Origin of the sequence: Burkholderia sp. AU45274 (assembly GCF_030482505.1) — a bacterium.
In the GTDB taxonomy this organism is placed as follows: Bacteria; Pseudomonadota; Gammaproteobacteria; order Burkholderiales; family Burkholderiaceae; genus Burkholderia.
The window spans coordinates 58576-78319 of the sequence record NZ_JAUJQE010000003.1 but is presented as its reverse complement, the minus strand read 5'-3'; the positions used below and the strand labels follow the sequence as shown (position 1 = coordinate 78319).

The window sequence follows — 19744 nt, the reverse complement described above, 5'->3', positions numbered from 1 at the left end:
CGGCACGGCACGTCAACCGTCCGTCGACACCGTCACGGCCTCCCATGCCCGGATTTCCGCGTCCAGCGCCGCCAGCTTGCCGCGTACCAGCCGCAGCGCGTCGCTGCCGAGCAGCAGGTGCGCGGGCGGGTGGTCCGCCGCGATCGCCGCGAGCATTGCCCGCGCGGCCTTCGCCGGATCGCCCAGCTGCTTGCCGCTCTTCTCTTCGCGCGCCTGGCGGATCGGGTCGAACAGCGCGTCGTAATCGGCGATCGAGCGCGGCGTGCGCGCCATCGAGCGGCCGGCCCAGTCGGTGCGGAACGACCCCGGCGCCACGGCCGTCACCGCGATGCCGAACGGCGCCAGCTCCTTGCCGACGGTTTCGGTAATACCTTCCAGCGCGAACTTGCTGCCGCAGTAGTACGCGATGCCCGGCATCGTGATGTGGCCGCCCATCGACGTGATGTTCAGGATGTAGCCACGCCGCCGTTCGCGCATGTAAGGCATGACCGCCTTCATCATCGCGACCGCGCCGAACACGTTCACGTCGAACTGCCGGCGCATCTCCGCGAGCGGCGCCTCTTCCATGATCCCTTCGTGCCCGAAGCCGGCGTTGTTCACCAGGACGTCGACGGGCCCTACGTTCGCCTCGATGTCCGCCACGACGCCGTCGATGCGGTCGAAGTCGGTCACGTCGAGCACCCGCGCGAACGCCTGCGCGGACAGTGCGTCGAAATCCTGCGCCGCTTGCGCGCTTCGCACGGTGCCGACCACCGTGTAACCCGCCGCGAGGGCCTCCTGCGCGAGCGCGCGGCCAAAGCCGCTGCTGACGCCGGTAATGAGCATGAGCTTGCCGGATGCCATGTGAGCTTCTCCCGAATGTCGATTGGAGCATGCATACTAGTCTGACGATCCACGTCGAATAAGCCCGATTCCGCTGATTTTCTTGCACAAAACTATGAGCGCCGATCCCGTCCCCGCCCGATCCCCGACGCTGCCGCCGCGCGACCGGAAGCGCCTGGTGGCGCTGCTGCGCACGCTGGCGCCCGACGAAGGCTACAACCTGACGGCGCTGCCGAGCGTGCGCATCCTGCGTTCGAACCGCGCGCTGTCGCGCACGCCGGTGCTGTACGACCCGGGCATCGTGATCGTGTGCCAGGGCTGCAAGCGCGGCTACTTCGGCGGCGAGCGCTATCTGTACGACGAACATCACTACCTGGCGGTGTCCGTGCCCGTGCCGTTCAGCATGGAAACCGACGCCACGCCCGAGCGCCCGCTGCTCGCGCTGTACCTGCACCTCGATTTCACGATGGCCGCCGAACTCGCCGCGCAGATCGACCGCGAAGGGACGGCGGAGCCGGTGCAGGCGCCCAGGAGCATGATGTCGACGCCGATGGATGCGACGATGCACGCGTCGGTGCTGCGTTTCGTCGAGGCGATGCACCGGCCGCTCGACGCCGCGGTGCTCGGCCCGGCACTGCTGCGCGAGCTGTATTTCCGCGTGCTCACCGGCGCGCAGGGCAGCGCGATGCGCAGCGCGCTGGCGATGCGCGGGCAGTTCGGCCGGATCGGCCGGTCACTGCGCGTGATCCATGCCGATTACGCGCAGCCGCTCGACGTGCCGCAACTGGCCGACGCAGCCGGCATGAGCGTGCCGAGCTTTCACAGCCACTTCAAGGCGATCACGCAGGTGTCGCCGATGCAGTACCTGAAGTCGACACGGCTGCATCAGGCGCGCCTGCTGATGGTGCGTGAGGACCTGACGGCGGAGGCGGCCGGCTACGCGGTCGGCTATGCGAGCCCGTCGCAGTTCAGCCGCGAATTCAAGCGCCTGTTCGGCCTGACGCCGGCGAAGGAAACGCAGCGCATGCGCGACAGCTTCGCGATTCCGGAAGCCTTCGAGGATGCGCAATTCGTGTCGTCGCATTGACGTGCGTCGGCATGCGACCGTCGACGCATGCCGTCAACGCATGGCATCGCGCACCAGACCGGCGAGCGATCTCAGGATGAGCGCCGTCACGCCCCAGATGTCCTGCGCCTGCTCCGCCCAGTACCATGCGCCCGTGCGTTCGCCGTCCGTGTATTGCCGCAGCAGATCCGGATTCAGCAGCACGGCGAACGGAAACTCGAAGATCTCCGCGACTTCCGCGGGCGCCGCCTCCCATATCGCCGTTTCCGGCACGATGCCGACCACGGGAAAGATCGCGTGATTGCGTTTTCTGGTTTTGTGGATCGGCAAGCTGCCGGCCACGCGGACCGCATCAGGCGCGAGACGGATTTCCTCGAATGCCTCGCGCAAAGCGGTCGTACCGATATCGCGGTCGGACTCGGCCGGGCGTCCGCCCGGAAAACTCACATGCGACGAGTATTCGCTGAGGTCCGACGCGCGTCGGGTCAGCAGGATCGTCGGCTCGCGCCGCGCGACGATTGGGACCAGCACCGCCGAGAATTTCCACTGGCCATCGTTGTCCGCGAGGAGTTGCTTCGCGGTCGGCCAATCGGTGCCGGCAGGGATGCCGTGGCCTTCGACGCCACGGACGATCGCGTCCAGGAGCGTTTGCGGCGAGCCGGCATTCGCTTGGTCGCCGCCGGTGTCCGGGGCGCTTCCGTCAGATCCCATGTCGTCCCCCTGCACGCTCGAACCTGCACGTTGCGGATAGTCGAATGATCGAACCGGATCTCCATCCGCAAACCGGAGACCCCGATCATGCATGAAAAACGGCCAGCCCGGATGGCGCCCTTTCATCGCATCTTGCGGGCACAATGACGCACCGCATTGCGACGCGATGTCGCCGCCGCTCTGCCGCAAGCCGCCGACAAACGTGCCCCTCGGTCCGTCGATTGCCGCACCCACACGAGATTCAAATGCCTGCCTACGCCTTCCGCCTGCTGAACGTATTCGCCGAATCGACTTTCGGCGGCAACCCGCTTTGCGTATTCGACGATGCGCGCGGCATGGACGACGCGACCATGCGGGCGCTCGCGGTGCAGTTCAACCTGTCCGAAACGACCTTCGTGCTGCCGTCGGAGCGCGCCCATGCGCGGGTTCGCATCTTCACGCCCGGTTATGAAATGGCCTTCGCGGGCCATCCGACGCTCGGCACCGCGCATGTCGTGCGCGACTTGCTGGGCGCCGGCGGCGATCTCGCGCTCGAATTCAAGGCCGGCGTGGTCGACGTGAGCGCGCATGACGACGTGTGGACGTTCACCGCGCCGCACGCAGGCATGCCGAAGACGGCGCCGTGCGAATTGTCGGACGCCCGGATGGCGGCGCTGCTGGGGCTCACGGAAGACGATCTGCTCACGTCGCCGATCTGGGTCGACACCGGCGCCGACCAGTTGCTGGTCGCGCTCAAGGATCCCGCCGCCGTGCGCCGCGCGCAGCCCGACAGCGCCTGCCTCGATATCTGGCCGACCAGCAGCCTCGGCCGCAAGACCGCCTACGTCTTCGCGTTCGATGCCGAGCGTCCGGGGACGGTGGTGTCGCGCTACTTCTTCGTGAAGCAAGGCAGCGTCTCGGAAGACCCGGGCACCGGGTCGGCCTGCGCGAATCTGGGCGGGTGGCTGCTTGCGATGAAGCGCGACCTGCCGGCCGCGTTTCAGGTCGAACAGGGCGACGCTGTCGGCCGGCCTTGCCGGTTGCGGTTGTCGGTCAATGCGAGCGGCGAAATCGGCGTGGGCGGCCGCGTGATCGAACTCGGGCGCGGCGTGGTCAACCTGTAGCGGAGACGATCCGGGCCGCGCCCCGGCTCATCGCGCCCCCACCCGCCACACCGTCACTTCGTGCAGCGTCTCGCCGGGCTTGAGCACCGTCGTCGGGAATGCCGGATGATTCGGCGAATCGGGAAAATGCTCGGCCTCCAGCGCAAACGCATCGGTTTGCCGATAGACCGTCCCGCCCTTGCCCGCGACGCTGCCGTTCAATCCGTTGGCCGTATAGAACTGCAGCCCCGGCTGCGTCGTGTACACCTCGAGGAAACGCCCCGACGCCGGGTCGTAAGCGCGCGCGGCAAACGCCGGCGCCGGCTGGCCGCCCTGGTCGAGCACCCAGTTCTGGTCGTACCCATGCGCGATGACGAGTTGCGGATAGGCGTCGCGCAAATGCGCACCGATCGGCGTCAGCTGGCGCAGATCCATCGGCGTACCCGCGACGCTCGCCAGTTGCCCGGTCGGAATCGACGTCTCGTCGGTCGGCGTGAAGCGCGAGGCGGCGATCTCGATCAGTTGCCGCTCGACGCTGCCGCCCGCCTGCCCGGCCAGATTGAAATAGCTGTGGTTGGTCAGGTTGACGACCGTGTCCCTGTCGGTCGTCGCGCGGTAGTCGATACGGATCTGGTTGTCGCGCGTCAGCGTGTAGGTGACGTCAGTCGTCAACGTGCCGGGAAAGCCGTTCTCGCCGTCGGGGCTCACGTAGCGCAGCGTGACGCTCGAACCGCTCGCGTCGCTGTGCGTACCGGTGACCGTCCATACCTTCGCGTCGAAACTGCCGGGGCCGCCATGCAGCGTGTTCGGCCCGTCGTTGACCGGCAGCGTCCACGTCCGGCCATCGAGCGGGAACCGGCCGCCGGCAATGCGGTTCGCATACCGGCCGATCAGTGCGCCGAAATGGATGTTGCCGTTGTGCGCTTCGTAGTCGTGCAGCGAATCGAAGCCGAGCACGATGTCGGCAACGTGGCCGGTTCGATCCGGCACGTCGAGCGCGGTCACGATAGCGCCGTACGTGATGACTTTCAGCGTCACGCCGCGCTGGTTCGCCAGCGTGTACTGGCTCACCCGCTGCCCGGACGCGGTCGTTCCGTCATCCGCGCGGCTGATCGATACATCGGGCGCCGCCGAGGCGAGGTCTGCGTACAGCGCGAGCGCCCCGACCGCCCAGATCGCGAGCAGCGGGAAGCGCGGCCAGATTCGTTTCATGGCAACCTCCGATACGGTGCAATCCGTGCGCGTGCGCAAGCGGCATGCCTGCTCGCGGCCACGTTTGCTATGCTGCGCGCATCGCCCGCCCGAGCCGATCGCCGCCATGAACGCCCGCGATCCCGATATCGCGCGCACGCTGCGCGCCGCCTGCGACGCCTGCTTCGGCACGACGGCCGTGTGGCCGCTCGTCGAGCGCGCGTACGGCGAGCCGCAGCGCTTCTATCACACGCTCGCCCATCTGGCGGAACTGTTCGCTCACCTCGCGCCGTATCGTGCGAACCCGCTGTGGCCGGCCATCGAGCTGGCCGTGTGGGCGCACGATATCGTCTACGCGACGACCCTGCCGGCGTATGCGGACAACGAAGCGCTCAGCGCGCAATGGCTCGCGCAGGTCACGCACGCGCGTTGCGACGCAGCCTGGTTGCATGCGCATGCATCGCACGTGTCCGTTGCCCGCGACCTGGTGCTGGCGACGAAGTCGCACCGACTGCCTGACGGGTTCGCCGCCGATCCGGAATTGCAGCGCGCCGCGCAAATTTTTCTCGATGCCGATCTCGCGATCCTCGCGGCCGCACCCGACCGGCTGCGCGAGTACGACCGCGCAATCGCGTGCGAGTGGGCGCAGGATCCCGATGCACCGTCGGCAGCCTTCCGCGCCGGCCGGAAGCAGGCGCTCGAGCATCTGCGCGCGCAGGCCCCGTTGTTTCGATCGGCGGAATTCGCGCCGCTCGAGCCGCACGCGCAACGCAATCTCGACATGCTGATCGGCTTCTACGCATAAGCACCCTGCGCACACCGCTACAGGCGCGCGCTAATCCGGCCGGCGTGGCGCAAGCCGCGCGCCGCACGTGCGATCGCCGCTACCGCGCCCGCCCCGCACCCGGCCGAATCGAGCCGCGCAGGATGCACACGTTCCGATACCGGATGACGAAGCGGACCTCGCTTGCCCGCCCCGCATCACGACGCTCAGGTATGGTCCGCGCGCCAGCGGCGAGGGCTGACGCCGGTCAGGCGCGTGAAGGTCCGCGAGAAGTGGCTCTGATCGGCAAAGCCGCACGCGTCGGCGATCATGCTCAACGGCAGGCTCGGATTGCGCATCCACTCCTTCGCCCGTTCGACGCGCTGCACGATGAGCCAGCGATGCGGCGGCAGCCCGGTGGTCTGGTGAAACGCCTTCACGAAATAGCTGCGAGACAGCCCGCATGCGCTCGCCACGTCGGCCAGCCCGAGGTTGCCGTCGAGATGCTCGAGCAGCAATTCCTTCGCACGGCGCGCCTGCGACGGCGTGAGTTTCCCGTACGTCTTTTCCCGTCGCTCGCTGACGCCGCCATAACGGTGGGCCACGTGCGCCTGGAACGCGAGGCCGACGTGATCGATGAACATCTGCGACGCCTCGCCCGGCCGCGCGAGCGCGGGCAGCAGCGACTGGCCGAGCGAGTGGATGATCGGATCGTGCGCGCTCAGGTGAGGCGGCAGGTAAAGCCGCGGCCGCTGCCGGCCGCCGAGGTCGTCCACCGTTTCCTCGAGCAGCGGACGCGGCATGTGGAAATGCAGGCAGTCGAACGCGCCCTTCAGATCGGCTACCCAGTCGCGATCGAGATCGTAAACCGTGACCGTGCCCGCGCCGTAGGGCACGAACGGCGCGCGGCGGCCGTCGAGCCACAGATCCTGTTCGCCGAACGGGCGCAACTGCAACACGATGAGATCCGAATTCTCCAGTTGATAGGGCGCGGTGAGCCCGCTGTTGCGGCGCAGCGTCTTCAGCCGGACGATGCTGACCTGTCCCTTCGGCAGCGCCTGCGCGACGACGGTCTGCCTGACGTCGGCCGGGATGAAATCGGAAGAAGCGTTGTCCGCCTGACGCGCAGTCATGAGTGGAGACAAGCAAGTGAATGACGAGGCGTGTCAGTCTAGCAAACCACCATGACGCGCGCTGCCCTTCGTGCGGCACGCGCTGGTATGATGCGCCAGCCTCCTCCACCCGGAACTCGCGATGAAGCTGTCATTCGAAGCGCTCGAAGCACTGGATGCGATCGACCGTACCGGAACGTTCGCCGAAGCCGCGGAACTGCTGCATCGCGTGCCGTCCGCCCTGACCTACCTGGTACAAAAACTCGAGAGTGATCTCGGCGTCATGCTGTTCGACCGCAGCGGGCGACGCGCGAAGCTCACGCACGCGGGCCGCATCGTCGTCGAGGAAGGCCGGCGGCTCCTGCATGCGGCCGAACAGCTGGAGATGAAGGCGCAGCGCGCGCAGGAAGGCTGGGAAACCGAGGTCCGCATCTGTATCGACGAGATCCTGCCGTTCGATGCGATGTGGCCGTTCGTGCACCGGTTCTATGCGCTCGAGATGGACACGCGGCTGCGGCTGTCGACCGAAGTGCTCGGCGGGGCCTGGGACGCGCTGATCTCGCGCCGCGCGGATCTCGTCGTCGGCGCCGCCGGCGCGCCGCCCGAACTGCCGAACATCATCGCGCGCCCGATCGGCGCGCTGAAACACGTGTTCGCCGTTGCGCCGACCCACCCGCTCGCCGCGCTTCCCGAGCCGCTGTCGATGGCAACGGTCGTCCGGTATCGCGGCGCGGTGATCAGCGATACGTCGCGCGAACTGCCGCCGCAATCGGTTGCGATCGACGCGGGCCAGCCGACGCTCGCGGTGCCGACGCTCGCGGCCAAGCTCGATGCGCAATGCGAAGGGCTGGCGGTGGGCACGCTGCCGGAATGCATCGCCGCCCGCGCGATCGCCGACGGCAAGCTCGTCGCCCGCAGCGTGACCGGCATGCGCGACACCACGCATTGCTATCTCGCCTGGCGCAGCGACGAGGCCGGCCGTGCACTCCTGTGGTGGGTCGAGCAACTCGATCGCCCCGACCTCGTCGATCGCCTTTTGCAGCTCGCGTGATCGCGTTCGGCGCCCGCGAAGGTCACTGCCCCGCGTCAGACGATCGAATCGTGCACGCGCTTCATTTCCTTCTCGAGCCACGCGATCAGGCTGAATGACGCGTGCGCCTTCTCGACCGGCGGGATCATCATCCTTTCCTCGGCCGCGATGTGCTCGGTCACCGATTCGCACATCAGCCTGCCGAGCTCCGGCTTCCTGCGGATCAGCGCCGACAGGTCGTCGCTGCGCAGCTGCAGCACGGTCATCGCGGTCACCGCATGCACGGTCGCATGCAGGCGCGTGCCGGCCAGCACGACCGATTGCCCGATCGCATCGCCGGGCGCCATGCGCCGCACCTCGACGTCGCCCGCCGGGCCCGGCACGAATACGGCCGCGACGCCGGATTCGACGATCGTCAGCACGCGCGTATCCGAATTCGACGCATAGATCACGTCACCCTGGCCGAATGAACGCGGGACCAGCGCATCGGCCAGCGCGGCGAGATCGTCGCCGTCGACGCGCGCGAACAGGTCCACCGCACGCAACAGCAGCAACCGGCGCGACACGTCACGTCGATCGTGCCCGTCGCGCCCGTCCGGCGCCGCTGCCGGCGCGGCGCTCGCGAGCGGCCGCCACGCGGTGCCTGCCGCGGCCAGATGCCGATGCGCGAGATCGTACAGCGCGTTGCGCACGGCCGTCGTCTTCTGCAGCGCGTCGACGTAGCCGAGGAGCTCGTAGCGGATCGCGTTGGTGCCGAACGCCTTCACGACGGCAACCGGCGCGGGGCGCGCGAGCACGTCGAGCGAACTGGCCGCCGCGCGCTCGAGCGCGCCGACCACGACCGCCGGCCGCACCGCGGGATCGACGTCGAGCGTGAGCGTCACGCCGTGCAGGCCGGACGGTTCGCTGAGGTTCACGATGGTGGCACGGGCCGCGGCGCTGTTCGGCACGACGACCAGGTTGCCGAGGCTGTCGATCAGCTTCGTCGCCCGCCAGTTGCTTTCGACGATCCGCCCTTCGATTTCGCCGATCGACACGGTGTCGTTCAGCCGAAACGGCTGCGTGGTGTTCAGCACGAGCCCGGAGAATACGTCGTTCAGCGTGTTCTGCAGCGCGAGACCGAGGATCACCGCCACGGCGCCGGACGTCGCGACGACGCCGCTCAACGGCAGGCCGAGCACGTAGCCCAGCGCGGCGACCACGGCCGCGCCGAACACGACGCCCGCGGCGATGTCGTGAAAGAGCCGCTGGCTGCGCCACGCGGGCGGCAACAGCAGATGATCGAGCAGCAGGCTGAAGACGATCGCGCATTGCAGCCACCACGCGATGCAGATGGCCTGGAGCGCGACGCGATCGAGGCCGGTGGCCGACGCGGGAACGGCGAGCGGGCTCACGCCGTGCGCGAACAGCACGGCGGTCAGTGCGGCGAACGCCGCGCAGCGCCACACCGCCCGCGTCGCGCCGCGACCGCGTCCGAACAGGCGCCACGCGACGAGATCGGCCAGCACGATCGGCGCGCCGTAGAGCGCCGTGTCGGAGAGATTCAGCATATCGGAACGAAACGGAACGGAACGATGGCGACGGCAGCGTGACGGTCGGTCCGCCGTCGCTGCGACGGGATGATGGGCGCGGGCGACGCCCGCCGCCACGTTACTCGCGCCGGCGCACCACGCCCGGCAACGCATAGCGGCCGGCCCCCGCGATCGCGATCGTGCCGAACAGGATCAGCAGCATCCACGCGAACTGCGCATCGCGCAGCGACCAGTCGGGATGGACGAACACCAGCGCGACGAGCGTGATGATCATCACCGGCAGCGCGGCCAGGCGCGGCCATACGCCGACGATCATGAAGACCGGGCACACGACTTCCGCGAAGATCGCAAACAGGATCGACAGCGTGCGGCCGAGATGGAACGGATCCTCGATGGCGGCGGCTTCCGACGTGTAGTGAAACACTTTGGGCAAGCCGTGAACCACGAGCAGCAGCACGCTGGCGGTGACGCGCAGGAACAGCAGGCCGAGGTCGGCCGCGTGGCGGGAAAGGTCGGATTCGGGAAGTTTCATGCGGCGGTTCGTCCGGTTGGGCGGGTACGCGGCGGCGCAGGTGGCACCGCACGCGTCGCGACGCCCGCGTGGCGAATGGCGTCGCGATATCTCGGCGCGCGCACAGGGTCGCCACGCAAGCGTGCCGGAATGGCCGCGCCTTACGCACGCAATCTACGCGTGCCGCGTGCCCGTGTCCTTGAGCCGCGCTGAAACGTTCTGAAGCGCGGCAGGCACACCGCCCATCCGCCGTCAGCCGTCGCGCGCCGGCAGCTCCGCCTCGGCCGCATCGAAGCCGAGCGCGTGCACTTCCGACCACGCGTCGTGCACCGCCTGCGTCGATCCGGCCGTATGCGCGAGCGCCGCCGCATAGGCGGCGAGCAAGCGCACGCGCGCATCGGCGGCCTCTGCCGTGGTGTCGGCGTCGCGCATCGCATCGAGCGCCACGCGCGCCCGTTCGCGGCATTCGTCGACGAGCGACAGGTCGAACAGGCAAGGCACCGCGACGGCCGCGAGCGCGACGCCGAGCGCCGCATCGCCGTTCGCCGAGAATGCCCAGTCGAGCGCGGCACGCAGGTTGCCGAGCTCACGCCGCACCGCCTCGAGTTGCGTGGAGCCGCCATGATCGCTGCCCCGCGCGCCGCCGCCATGCGCCGCTTGCCGGAACAACTCGAGGAAATAGCCGGCGTGCGCCCGCGCGGCCGCCGCGCCGTCGCCGTGCGCGTCGAGCTGCTGCTGCGCATACGCGCGCGTGGTCGTCAGCAACCGGTAGCGCGGCGCGCCGTGCGCGGTCTCGAGGATCAGCAGCGATTTCGACACGAGGCCCGCGATCGTATCGAGCAGGTCGGCGCCGGCCAGCCCGTTCGGGCCGACCACCGCGCGCACGGCCTCGATCGAGAAACCGTCGCGGAACACGCCGAGCCAGCGCAACAGCAGGCGCTCGGCATCGCCCAGCAGCCGGTCGCTCCAGTCGTACATCGCCTGCAATGTCTGATGGCGCGGGAGCGCGGTGCGGAAACCGCCCGTCAGCAGCCGGAAATGATCGTCGAGATGGGCCGCCAGCACGTCGATGCCGAGCACGGCGGCACGCGCCGCGGCCAGTTCGATCGCAAGCGGCAGACCATCGAGCCGGCGGCAGACCGACGCCATCAGCGACAGGCTGCGCGCATCGAGCGGAAAACGCGGATCGGCCGCGCGGGCGCGTGCGGCGAACAACTGCACGGCGCTCGCGCGCATCGCATCGTGTTCGGCCGCGCCTTCGTCCGGCACGTCGAGCGGCAACACCGGGCACACGCGCTCGCCGTGGATGCGCAGCGATTCCCGGCTCGTCGCGAGCACGCACAGCCCGTCGTCCGCATCGGTCAGCGCGCTCGCGATCCGCGCCGCGGCATCGAGCAGGTGCTCGCAATTGTCGAGCACGAGCAGCATCCGGCGCCGTGCGACCGCGGCGAGCACGGCTTCGAGGGTCAGCGCGCCGGTCGGCTGCGCGATGCCGAACGCGCCCGCGAGCGCATCCGGCACGAAGCGTGGGCACGCGACCGTCGCGAGCGACACGAACACGGTGCCTTCGGGAAAACGCGCATCCGCGCGCGCGGCCGCCTCGATCGCGATTCGCGTCTTGCCGATGCCGCCCGCGCCGACCAGCGTCACGATGCGTGCGTCCTGCAACGCGGCCAGCACCTCGCCGACCATGCGTTCGCGGCCGAACAGCGCGCCGGGCGCGGCGGACGGCCGCGACATCGCGGGGCGCACGGGCGCGCCGCCGTCGTCATGTTGCTCGATGACGAGCCGATAGCCGCGGCCCGGCACCGTCACGATCAGGTTCCGGTCGTCGGCCAGCGCCTTGCGCAGCGACGCGATGTGCACCTGCAGGTTGTTTTCTTCCACCACGGTGTGCGGCCACACGCGCTGCATGATTTCGTCTTTCGATACCAGTGCGCCGTTCGCCCGAATCAACAGCTCGAGAATCTCGAATGCGCGGCTACCGATGCGCAACAGCTTGCCGTTCGAACGAATTTCACGTCTGTCGAGAAAAACGTGAAGTGTTCCAATTCGGATCATCGCAATTTCTTGATGGTGACATTCAACGGCGCACGGTTTAAACCGCGCGCCGGTTTCGCGTCAATGCTACGGTATTTACGTAGCAGAATGATTCAAATTATCAGAATGAAGCGATCGAATTTTTTGAAATGACGAAAAACGCCGTGACGACATCGTGTGGCAAGCGTGTGGCCCTATGCACCCGAATGCGGCAAGAGAAGCACGGCGGCGCACGATTCATGTGCGAATTGCCGATTCGCTCGTAAATATGATTTTCATATATCAGACGATATGCTTGCCGGTTCGGGAAAATTCGACGTATTTTCCGTTTGATTCGGCCGGTCGATCGAATGCGCGCGGGCTCCACCTATCGCGCCAGTAGATCATTGCTCCGTTTCGATAGCGGAATGATTCCCGCTTCGAGCAGCCGTGCGATCGGGCAGGTGCAAACTGCGGCCATTCGTCGCGGTATCGGCAAGCGTGTCGCAGTCGCCTCCGTTCCGAGATTGATGGCGTCACGACGTACCGCGCCGGTCGCAACCGATGCCACGCCGCGCTGCCGGCGTCATGGCCGGGACTGTCGCGCGGCGAACACGTCGAGCGCCGACGCCAGAATCATCTCGCGGCAGTTCGCCGGCCGTTTCGCACCGCGCCACTGGGGCTTGTAGATGGCATCGCCGACCCGGATCGGCCCGCCGGTGAGCGCGCACCGCCCAATCCCGCGCGCCTTCGCGCTGATCCAGCGCTGCTCGTCGTAGCGGCAGTGCGTCGGGTCGCTCCACGACACCAGCATCGACGAATCGGTCTGCCGCTCGGCGGTGACGATCGCGCTGCGGCGGCGGATGTCGCCGCTCGACGGCGTCGGCGCGTCGCCGCGATGGCCGCGGCGCGGGCCGTCCGCCTGTCGCGCGCGCGGCATCGGCATCGACCGGAGGCCCGCCACGGAAGGCGGCCCGAGCAACGTGATCATGTGCTCCCAGCGATTGAAGGCATCCATGGCGGCATATCCAGGCGAGTGACGGGCGGTGCGGGTATCGGATCCGTGCGCGCGGCGCGAAAGGTGCGCGGATGATCCGATGTCGACGATAGTCGCCGCGCGCTGAAGAGTCCCGGTCGCGCGCTTAATTTTTCTGCAGCCCGGCGAATTTCCGTCCGTGGCGCGGCGCGTTCAAGAAAATTCAGCCGGATTTCAGTACGGCGCGCGGCGCACCGCGATACGCTCCCGACGGCATTCGTTCGCCCACGCGGCACGAACCGACGTGCGACGACGCAAGCGGACCGGCTGCCGGCGGGATGGCCGCGGCCGGTCGTCACCGATCCACCCTCCCGCGCGGCATCGTTGCGCCGCATATTTCAGGAGTCCAGATGCACCCCGTACAGACCGACGCCGTTTCGTCGGCGCGCCGCCGCGACATGCTGCTTGCCGGCGCGACGGCCGTCGCGGCCGCCGCGCTGCCCGCGATGGCGGCCGCGGCCGGCACCCCCGCCCGCAGCGCCTCTTCAGCCCACCCAGGAGCCCATTCGATGAACACGATCACCACCCAGGACGGCACGCAGATCTACTTCAAGGACTGGGGCACCGGCCGCCCGGTCGTGTTCTCGCACGGCTGGCCGCTGTGTGCGGACGCGTGGGACGCGCAGATGCTGTTCCTCGTGCAGCACGGCTATCGCGTGATCGCGCACGACCGTCGTGGCCACGGCCGGTCGAGCCAGCCGTCGCGCGGCAACGACATGAACACGTACGCGGACGATCTGGCCGCCCTGCTCGACGCCCTGGACGTGCGCGAAGCCACGCTCGTCGGCCACTCGACGGGCGGTGGCGAAGTGGCGCGCTACATCGGCCGCCACGGTACGAAGCGCGTGGCGAAGGCCGTGCTGATCGGCGCGGTGCCGCCGCAGATGGTGAAGTCGCCGACCAACCCCGGCGGCCTGCCGATGGAGGTGTTCGACGGCATCCGCAAGAACGTCGCCGAGAACCGTTCGCAGTTCTACAAGGACCTCGCGGTGCCGTTCTTCGGGTTCAACCGCCCGAACGCCAAGCCGTCGCAGGGCACGATCGACGCGTTCTGGTCGCAGGGCATGATGGGCGGCATTCACGGCCAGTATCTGTGCGTGAAGGAGTTTTCCGAAGTCGACTACACGGACGATCTCAAGAAGATCGACGTGCCGACGCTCGTGCTGCACGGCGATGACGACCAGATCGTGCCGATCGACGATTCGGCCCGGCTGTCGTCGAAGATCGTCAAGCACGCGCAGTTGAAGGTGATCGAAGGCGGCTCGCACGGCATGTGCGTCGTGAACGCCGATCGCATCAACGCCGAGCTGCTCGCGTTCCTGCAGGCGTAAGCGCGCCGTCTGCCGTCGCGGCGCGCATGCCGCAGCGGCAGACGTGCCGTTCAGGATTTTTCAGAAAAATTCAGCCGCGCCGCGCTCACGGCGAGCGCACCGGCCGCAGCAGGATGCCGATCAGCGCACCGGCGAGCGCGCACGCCATCGCCACGCGGAAATTGTCGGCCAGCGCGAGCGTGGTCGCCTGCACGCGCACCGCCCGATCGACGAGCGCGTAGGCGGCCTGGTTGCCGGTCGCGACCGTGGCGCCGTGCGCAACCAGCGACGCCGCGCCGGCGCGCAGCCGCTCGAGCGTCTCGGGATCCGACAGCGACACATGCAGACCGACGAGATTCGAATGGGTACCCTCCCTGATCCGCTGAATCACCGCGATCGACGTCGTGCCGAGCTGCCCGCTCAGCAGGCGCGTCGTCTGCACGACCGCACCGAACGTCAACGCGTGTTCCGCCGTCACGTGCTTGCCGAAAAAGAAGATCACCGACGTCAGCGCCATCGTCTGCCCGAGCGCCTGCAGCAGTTGCGACGGAATGAAGTCGGGTTCGGCCCACGCGGACGTGAGGCGCGCACCGAGTGCGAAGGCGAACGCCACCGTCACGAAGCCGGCCACGATCAGCCGGCGCGGATCGACGCGCTGCAGCAGCAGTGCGACGCACGGCGCGAACAGCAGCTGCGGGATCGCGATCCAGCGCAGCGTATCGCCGATCTGCAACGGCCGCAGGCCGTAGGTGCTGGCGAGGAACAGCGACGGGATGAAGCTCGTATTGAGCACGGTGAAGCGCACGAGGCCGACGAGCACGATCAGCAGCGCGATGTTCGGCCGCGCGAGATAGCCGAGGTCGAGGCCCGCTCGCGGCGATGCGAGCTCATGGATCAGGAACGCGGCGACCATCAGGATGCCGAGCGCAAGCAGCGCGACGATCAGCGGCGACTGCAGCCAGAACAGCCGTTCACCCTGGTCGAGCGCGACGCACAGGCACGCGAAGCCGCCGGCGCCGAGCAGCATCCCGCGTGCATCGAGGCCGGACGCGAAGCGCTTGACCGGCTCGTCCGCCAGCGACAGCAGCAGGCACGCGATGAACGGCACCGTCAGCACCGCGTTCTGCCAGAACAGCCAGCGCCAGCTCAGGTGTTCGCTGTACCAGCCCTCGAGCGTGGCCGACAGGTTCAGCGACATCTCGAGATTCATCGCATACGCGGCGATGCCGAACGCAATGAGGCGCGGCGGCAGCGTCCGGACGACGAAGCCGACCGTCAGCGGGACGAACACGCCGGACGCGAGCCCCGCGATCGCCTGGAACACGACGAACGCGCCGAACTGCGTGCAGAGCGGCAGCACGGTTTCGGCGCCGAGAAACACGACGGCGCCCGCGACCAGTACGCGGCGCGTGCCGAACATGAACGCCGCGGCGATCGCCAGCGGCCCGACGAACATCTGCGACGCGGTAAACGCGGTGTTGATCCACGCGCCTTCGTCGACGCCGACGCCGAGCGCGCCGCGCACGTCGGCGAGCCCGAGCGACGTGATGCGCGAGGTCAGCGTCGCGATGATCGCGCCGAGCAAGACTGCCGCGATCGCGGCGATCGAGCGGAACGTCGGGATGTCCGGCGCCGCCGCCGGCGCGGCACGACCGGTTGCAAACGTGGTGTTCATCGTCAAGCGGCTCCCCGCTGTCAAGCTGGCGCAAGCATAACGCGATGCATCGAACCCTGCCCGTACGATGGAGTTTGTCGACCATGACCTCACCTTCTGCCGATACGCCGGCCGCTTCGGCGCCGCCGACCGCCGCGCCCGTTCGCTCGCGCCGGCCCGCGATCGTGGCGATCGCCGCGATCGCGCTGCTGCTCGTCGGATTGCTCGTGTACGAGTTCGACGCGCGCGATCGCGGCACCGACGACGCATATGTGACCGGCCACCTGCACGTGATCTCGCCGCGCGTGGCCGGCACCGTCGAACGCGTGCTCGTCGACGACAACCAGTTCGTGCACGCGGGCGACGCGCTCGTGCAGATCGACCGGCGCGATTTCGACGTGCGGGTCGCCGCGCAGCGCGCACGCGTCGCCCAGGCACATGCCGATGCGAGCCGCGCACACGCGCTGATCGAGCAGGCGGACGCGACGCTCGTGTCCGCACACGCCGATGCCGACAAGGCCGAACTCGACTACGCGCGTGCACGCGAACTGACCCGCGAGACGCCGCGCGGGCTGTCGAAGCAGGAGTTCGATGCGGCCGATGCCGCCCGCAAGTCGGCCCGCGCGCGCGTCGCGGCGGCCGATGCGCAACGGCGCAGCGCCGTCGCCGCCGCCGAGGCCGCCGATGCCGCGGCGAGCCAGAACGATGCCGAGTTGCGCGACGCGCTGCTGCAGCTCGGCTACACGGCGGTCGTCGCGCCGTCGGACGGCTACGTCGGCAAGAAGACCGTCGAGACGGGCGAACATGTCGCGCCCGGCCAGGCGCTGCTCACGCTGGTCGAGCCGCACCCGTGGATCGTCGCGAATTTCCGCGAAACGCAGCTTCGCCGCGTGCGCGCCGGCGATGCCGTGCAATTGCGCTTCGATGCGCTGCCGCAGCGTGTGTTCACCGGCCGCATCGACAGCCTGTCGCCCGCGACGGGCGCCCAGTTCGCATTGCTGCCGCCCGACAATGCGACCGGCAATTTCACGAAGGTCACGCAGCGCGTGCCCGTGAAGATCCTGCTCGACGGCCCGGCCGCGACGGAGCCGCGCATCCGGCCCGGGCTATCGGTCGTCGTCACGCTGCAACCCGGCGGCGAATCGCGATGAAGCGCGCCGCCGCCGTACTCGCCGCCTGCCTGCTCGCCGCGTGCTCGATCGCGCCGCAGCCGCTCGCGCCCGTGCCGGTCGGACACGACGGGTTCCGCCATGCCGATCCGTCGACCAATACGTCGACCGATGCGCGCGCGCCATCGCTCGCTGCGTGGCCCGCGTGGTTCGGCGACCCGCAGCTCGGCACCCTCGTCGACGCCGCGCTCGCGCACAACCTCGATATCCGCGCGGCGGCCGCACGCGTCGACCAGGCGCAGGCGCTGCTCGGCGTGCGCGATGCCGCGCTGGCGCCGACCGTGCGCGTCGACCCGTCGTTCAGCCGCACGCGCGTATCCGGCACGGTCGACAACGCGCTGCCGAAGCGCACGATGCACAACTGGTCGGTTCCCGTCGCCGCGAGCTACGAAGTCGATCTATGGGGCCGTTTGCGCGGCGGCGCCGACATCGGCGAACAGAACGTGCTGCAGGCGGCGGCCGATCGCGATGCGGTGCGTCTGCGGGTGGCGACCGAAGTGGCCGTCGACTACCTGACGCTGCGTTACGTCGACGACGATCTCGAGACGCTCACGCGCGCGATCGGGCTGCGGCACACCGCGCTCGACGTGATCGCCGCCCGCGTGCGGGCCGGCGCGGCGAGCGATCTCGACGGACTGCGCGCGTCGGCCGATCTCGACACCGCGCATGCCGATCTCGCGGAGAGCCGCCGGCTGCGCGAGAACCTCGTCGACGCCGTCGCGGTGCTGACCGGCGTGTCGCCGACCGCGTTCGACGTCGACGCGCGCCCCGTGCCCGTGCAAGTGCCCGACGTGCCGGCCGGGCTGCCGTCTGCGCTGCTCGCCCAACGCCCGGACGTATTCGCGGCGGCACGGCGCGCCGATGCGGCGTCGCTCGAACTGGGCATCGCGCGCACCGCGTGGCTGCCGACACTGACGCTGACCGCCGACGGCGGTTTCGCCACCCGCGACCTGCGGTCGTTTCTCGACCGCAACAGCTCGCTGTGGAGTCTCGGCGCGAACGTCGCGCTGACGCTGTTCGACGGCGGCAAGCGCGAGGCGATGGTGGCCGCCGCGCGGGCCGGCATGGACGCAGCCGACGCGAACTATCGCGCCACCGCGATCGGCGCGTTGCGCGACGTGCAGGACGCGCTCAACGACATCGCCGCGCAAAAGGAGCGGATCGTGCGCTACGACGACGCGGCGCGCGCGACGGATGCGGCGGCGCGGCTGTCGCTGAGCCGTTATGCGCATGGGTACGTCAGCTATCTGGAAGTCATCGACGCCGATCGCGATGCACTGAATGCGCGACGCCAGCTGATTCACTGCCGGCAGGCACTGGCCGTCGCGACGGTGAGTCTCGTGCGTGCGTTGGGCGGCGGCTGGACACCGCCGGCGCGCGCCGCCCGGGACGGATTGCGCGACGCGACGCAGGCGGACGCACGATGAATCCATCGAGCGGCCCGCACCTGCGTCACGCGCTCGCGAGCCGATGCGCATCCTCGCCGAGAAACCGGTGCACGAAGGTCACCGCCATCGCGCCTTCGCCGACCGCCGACGCGACGCGCTTGACCGATCCCGATCGCACGTCACCGGCCGCGAACGATCCCGGCACGCTGGTTTCCAGGTGGTACGGCCGTCGCTCGAGCGGCCACACGCGCTCGAACGCCGGACAGTCGTACAGGTCGCCGCCGGTGACGAGATAACCGTCCGGATTGCGAATGATGTCGGTGTCCTTCGCCCAGTCGGTATTCGGCGCGCCGCCGATGCACACGAACAGGCGCGTGGCCGGCAGCCGTTCGCGCGTGCCATCCGCCGAGCGAAGCTCGATCGCGTCGAGCCAGCCGTCGCCGTGCAGCGCGGCGACGCTCGACCGGTAGCGGACCTCGATGTTCGGCGTGCGCTCGATCCGGTCGATCAGGTAGCGCGACAGCGTGTCCGCGAGCGACGCACCGCGCACGAGCATCGTCACCTGGCGCGCATGCCGCGAGAAATTCATCGCGGCCTGGCCGGCCGAATTGCCGCCGCCGACGATGAACACCTGCTCGCCCGCGCACATCGGCGCTTCGCTCGACCCGGCGCCGTAGAACAGCCCCGCATTCAGAAACGCCGGCTCCTCGGGCAGCCCGAGGCTGCGATATTCGATGCCGGTCGCGCAGATGTTCGCGCGCGCGACCAGGATCGACCCGTCGGCGAGCTCGACGCGGATCTTGCCGTCGACGAACGTCGCATGCACGCCCTCGCGCATCGTCAGCAGTTCGACGCCGAACTTCACCGCCTGCTCGCGCGCGCGTTCCGCGAGCGCCGCGCCCGGGATGCCGTCGGGGAAGCCCATGTAGTTCTCGATCAGCGAACTCGTGCCGGCCTGCCCGCCTATCGCGCCGCGCTCGATCACGACCGCGCGCAGCCCTTCGGACGCCGCGTAGACCGCCGCCGACAGCCCGGCCGGCCCCGCGCCGTAGATCGACACGTCGTATTCGACGAAGCGCGGGCGCGCGACCCAGCCGAGCCGCGCGGCGATCTCGGCCAGGGTCGGCTGGTACAGGCGCGAGCCGTCCGGAAAGATCACGACCGGCAGCCGGATGTCGCGCAGCGGCGCGATGCCGAGCACCTGCGCGCAGTCGGCGTCGGAGGTCAGCTCGCACCAGTCGTACGCAATCATGCGCCGCTGCAGGAAATCGCGGATCGCGTACGCGTCCCTGCTGCGCGGCAGACCGACGATCCGCACGTGTTGCGGTTGATCCATGAGCGCCTCCCG

Annotated in this window: 17 protein-coding genes; 7 read left to right on the top strand and 10 right to left on the bottom strand. The window is 68.9% G+C overall.

All coding sequences use genetic code 11. From position 1 onward, the window contains the following. Positions 1-12 precede the first annotated feature (12 nt). On the bottom strand, positions 13-843 hold the full coding sequence (locus QZM35_RS13155) for an oxidoreductase (RefSeq protein ID WP_301776092.1): 831 nt from the start codon (positions 841-843) through the stop codon (positions 13-15). 94 nt (positions 844-937) lie between these two features. On the opposite strand from QZM35_RS13155, the gene QZM35_RS13150 reads away from it, so the two are divergent. Beyond that, positions 938-1909, top strand: coding sequence for an AraC family transcriptional regulator (locus tag QZM35_RS13150; RefSeq protein ID WP_089433598.1), 972 nt, complete (start codon positions 938-940; stop codon positions 1907-1909). Between the two features lie 33 nt (positions 1910-1942). On the opposite strand, the gene QZM35_RS13145 is transcribed toward QZM35_RS13150, so the two are convergent. Continuing rightward, on the bottom strand, positions 1943-2833 hold the full coding sequence (locus tag QZM35_RS13145; RefSeq protein ID WP_301776091.1) for a CoA pyrophosphatase: 891 nt from the start codon (positions 2831-2833) through the stop codon (positions 1943-1945). A gap of 11 nt (positions 2834-2844) precedes the next feature. On the opposite strand from QZM35_RS13145, the gene QZM35_RS13140 reads away from it, so the two are divergent. Next, the gene (locus QZM35_RS13140) at positions 2845-3702 is read left to right on the top strand and encodes a PhzF family phenazine biosynthesis protein (RefSeq protein ID WP_301776090.1); all 858 of its coding nucleotides are present in this window, start codon (positions 2845-2847) and stop codon (positions 3700-3702) included. Positions 3703-3729: 27 nt separating this feature from the next. Here QZM35_RS13140 and QZM35_RS13135 read toward each other — a convergent pair whose 3' ends face one another. Continuing rightward, entirely contained in the window at positions 3730-4893 is a 1164-nt protein-coding gene (locus tag QZM35_RS13135; protein ID WP_301776089.1) for an aldose epimerase family protein, read from the bottom strand. Positions 4894-4999: 106 nt separating this feature from the next. Between QZM35_RS13135 and QZM35_RS13130 the strand changes: the two genes are divergently transcribed. Further along, positions 5000-5677, top strand: a complete 678-nt coding sequence (locus tag QZM35_RS13130; RefSeq protein WP_301776088.1) for a hypothetical protein — start codon at positions 5000-5002, stop codon at positions 5675-5677. A 185-nt stretch (positions 5678-5862) separates the two neighbouring features. Here QZM35_RS13130 and QZM35_RS13125 read toward each other — a convergent pair whose 3' ends face one another. Next, positions 5863-6768, bottom strand: coding sequence for an AraC family transcriptional regulator (locus QZM35_RS13125; protein ID WP_089429539.1), 906 nt, complete (start codon positions 6766-6768; stop codon positions 5863-5865). A gap of 121 nt (positions 6769-6889) precedes the next feature. Between QZM35_RS13125 and QZM35_RS13120 the strand changes: the two genes are divergently transcribed. Continuing rightward, positions 6890-7798, top strand: a complete 909-nt coding sequence (locus tag QZM35_RS13120; RefSeq protein WP_089429538.1) for a LysR family transcriptional regulator — start codon at positions 6890-6892, stop codon at positions 7796-7798. A 35-nt stretch (positions 7799-7833) separates the two neighbouring features. On the opposite strand, the gene QZM35_RS13115 is transcribed toward QZM35_RS13120, so the two are convergent. The 4 genes from QZM35_RS13115 to QZM35_RS13100 all read right to left on the bottom strand — a co-directional run bounded on the left by QZM35_RS13115 (position 7834) and on the right by QZM35_RS13100 (position 12857). Next, entirely contained in the window at positions 7834-9327 is a 1494-nt protein-coding gene (locus QZM35_RS13115; protein ID WP_301776087.1) for a mechanosensitive ion channel family protein, read from the bottom strand. Positions 9328-9427: 100 nt separating this feature from the next. Further along, positions 9428-9841, bottom strand: a complete 414-nt coding sequence (locus tag QZM35_RS13110; protein ID WP_174970929.1) for a DoxX family protein — start codon at positions 9839-9841, stop codon at positions 9428-9430. Positions 9842-10072: 231 nt separating this feature from the next. Beyond that, positions 10073-11881, bottom strand: coding sequence for a winged helix-turn-helix domain-containing protein (locus QZM35_RS13105; RefSeq protein ID WP_089429535.1), 1809 nt, complete (start codon positions 11879-11881; stop codon positions 10073-10075). Positions 11882-12425: 544 nt separating this feature from the next. After that, on the bottom strand, positions 12426-12857 hold the full coding sequence (locus QZM35_RS13100; RefSeq protein ID WP_301776086.1) for a DUF3331 domain-containing protein: 432 nt from the start codon (positions 12855-12857) through the stop codon (positions 12426-12428). 368 nt (positions 12858-13225) lie between these two features. Here QZM35_RS13100 and QZM35_RS13095 point away from each other — a divergent pair, with 368 nt between their 5' ends. After that, positions 13226-14206, top strand: a complete 981-nt coding sequence (locus QZM35_RS13095; protein ID WP_089433590.1) for an alpha/beta fold hydrolase — start codon at positions 13226-13228, stop codon at positions 14204-14206. Between the two features lie 85 nt (positions 14207-14291). Here the strand turns inward: QZM35_RS13095 and QZM35_RS13090 are convergent, their stop codons facing one another. After that, positions 14292-15860 carry an MFS transporter gene (locus tag QZM35_RS13090; RefSeq protein ID WP_301776085.1) on the bottom strand — a complete coding sequence of 523 codons (1569 nt, stop codon included), beginning with the start codon at positions 15858-15860 and terminating at the stop codon, positions 14292-14294. A gap of 83 nt (positions 15861-15943) precedes the next feature. Between QZM35_RS13090 and QZM35_RS13085 the strand changes: the two genes are divergently transcribed. Continuing rightward, entirely contained in the window at positions 15944-16990 is a 1047-nt protein-coding gene (locus QZM35_RS13085) for an HlyD family secretion protein (protein ID WP_301776084.1), read from the top strand. Beyond that, positions 16987-18435: an efflux transporter outer membrane subunit gene (locus QZM35_RS13080; protein ID WP_301776083.1), complete on the top strand. Its 1449-nt coding sequence runs from the start codon at positions 16987-16989 to the stop codon at positions 18433-18435. Before QZM35_RS13085 ends, QZM35_RS13080 begins: the two co-directional genes overlap by 4 nt. Positions 18436-18460: 25 nt before the next feature. Here the strand turns inward: QZM35_RS13080 and QZM35_RS13075 are convergent, their stop codons facing one another. Continuing rightward, a complete protein-coding gene (locus QZM35_RS13075) occupies positions 18461-19732 on the bottom strand; it encodes an NAD(P)/FAD-dependent oxidoreductase (RefSeq protein WP_089444085.1) in 1272 nt (423 codons plus the stop codon). Between the last annotated feature and the right edge of the window lie 12 nt (positions 19733-19744).

Bases quoted from the DNA above. Each gene is read 5' to 3' on its own strand.
- QZM35_RS13155 (WP_301776092.1), bottom strand. From the start codon at position 843: ATGGCATCCGGCAAGCTCATGCTCATTACCGGCGTCAGCAGCGGCTTT.
- QZM35_RS13130 (WP_301776088.1), top strand. From the start codon at position 5,000: ATGAACGCCCGCGATCCCGATATCGCGCGCACGCTGCGCGCCGCCTGC.
- QZM35_RS13100 (WP_301776086.1), bottom strand. From the start codon at position 12,857: ATGGATGCCTTCAATCGCTGGGAGCACATGATCACGTTGCTCGGGCCG.
- QZM35_RS13090 (WP_301776085.1), bottom strand. From the start codon at position 15,860: ATGAACACCACGTTTGCAACCGGTCGTGCCGCGCCGGCGGCGGCGCCG.
- QZM35_RS13085 (WP_301776084.1), top strand. From the start codon at position 15,944: ATGACCTCACCTTCTGCCGATACGCCGGCCGCTTCGGCGCCGCCGACC.
- QZM35_RS13125 (WP_089429539.1), bottom strand. From the start codon at position 6,768: ATGACTGCGCGTCAGGCGGACAACGCTTCTTCCGATTTCATCCCGGCC.
- QZM35_RS13095 (WP_089433590.1), top strand. From the start codon at position 13,226: ATGCACCCCGTACAGACCGACGCCGTTTCGTCGGCGCGCCGCCGCGAC.
- QZM35_RS13135 (WP_301776089.1), bottom strand. From the start codon at position 4,893: ATGAAACGAATCTGGCCGCGCTTCCCGCTGCTCGCGATCTGGGCGGTC.
- QZM35_RS13080 (WP_301776083.1), top strand. From the start codon at position 16,987: ATGAAGCGCGCCGCCGCCGTACTCGCCGCCTGCCTGCTCGCCGCGTGC.
- QZM35_RS13140 (WP_301776090.1), top strand. From the start codon at position 2,845: ATGCCTGCCTACGCCTTCCGCCTGCTGAACGTATTCGCCGAATCGACT.
- QZM35_RS13105 (WP_089429535.1), bottom strand. From the start codon at position 11,881: ATGATCCGAATTGGAACACTTCACGTTTTTCTCGACAGACGTGAAATT.
- QZM35_RS13115 (WP_301776087.1), bottom strand. From the start codon at position 9,327: ATGCTGAATCTCTCCGACACGGCGCTCTACGGCGCGCCGATCGTGCTG.
- QZM35_RS13150 (WP_089433598.1), top strand. From the start codon at position 938: ATGAGCGCCGATCCCGTCCCCGCCCGATCCCCGACGCTGCCGCCGCGC.
- QZM35_RS13120 (WP_089429538.1), top strand. From the start codon at position 6,890: ATGAAGCTGTCATTCGAAGCGCTCGAAGCACTGGATGCGATCGACCGT.
- QZM35_RS13075 (WP_089444085.1), bottom strand. From the start codon at position 19,732: ATGGATCAACCGCAACACGTGCGGATCGTCGGTCTGCCGCGCAGCAGG.
- QZM35_RS13110 (WP_174970929.1), bottom strand. From the start codon at position 9,841: ATGAAACTTCCCGAATCCGACCTTTCCCGCCACGCGGCCGACCTCGGC.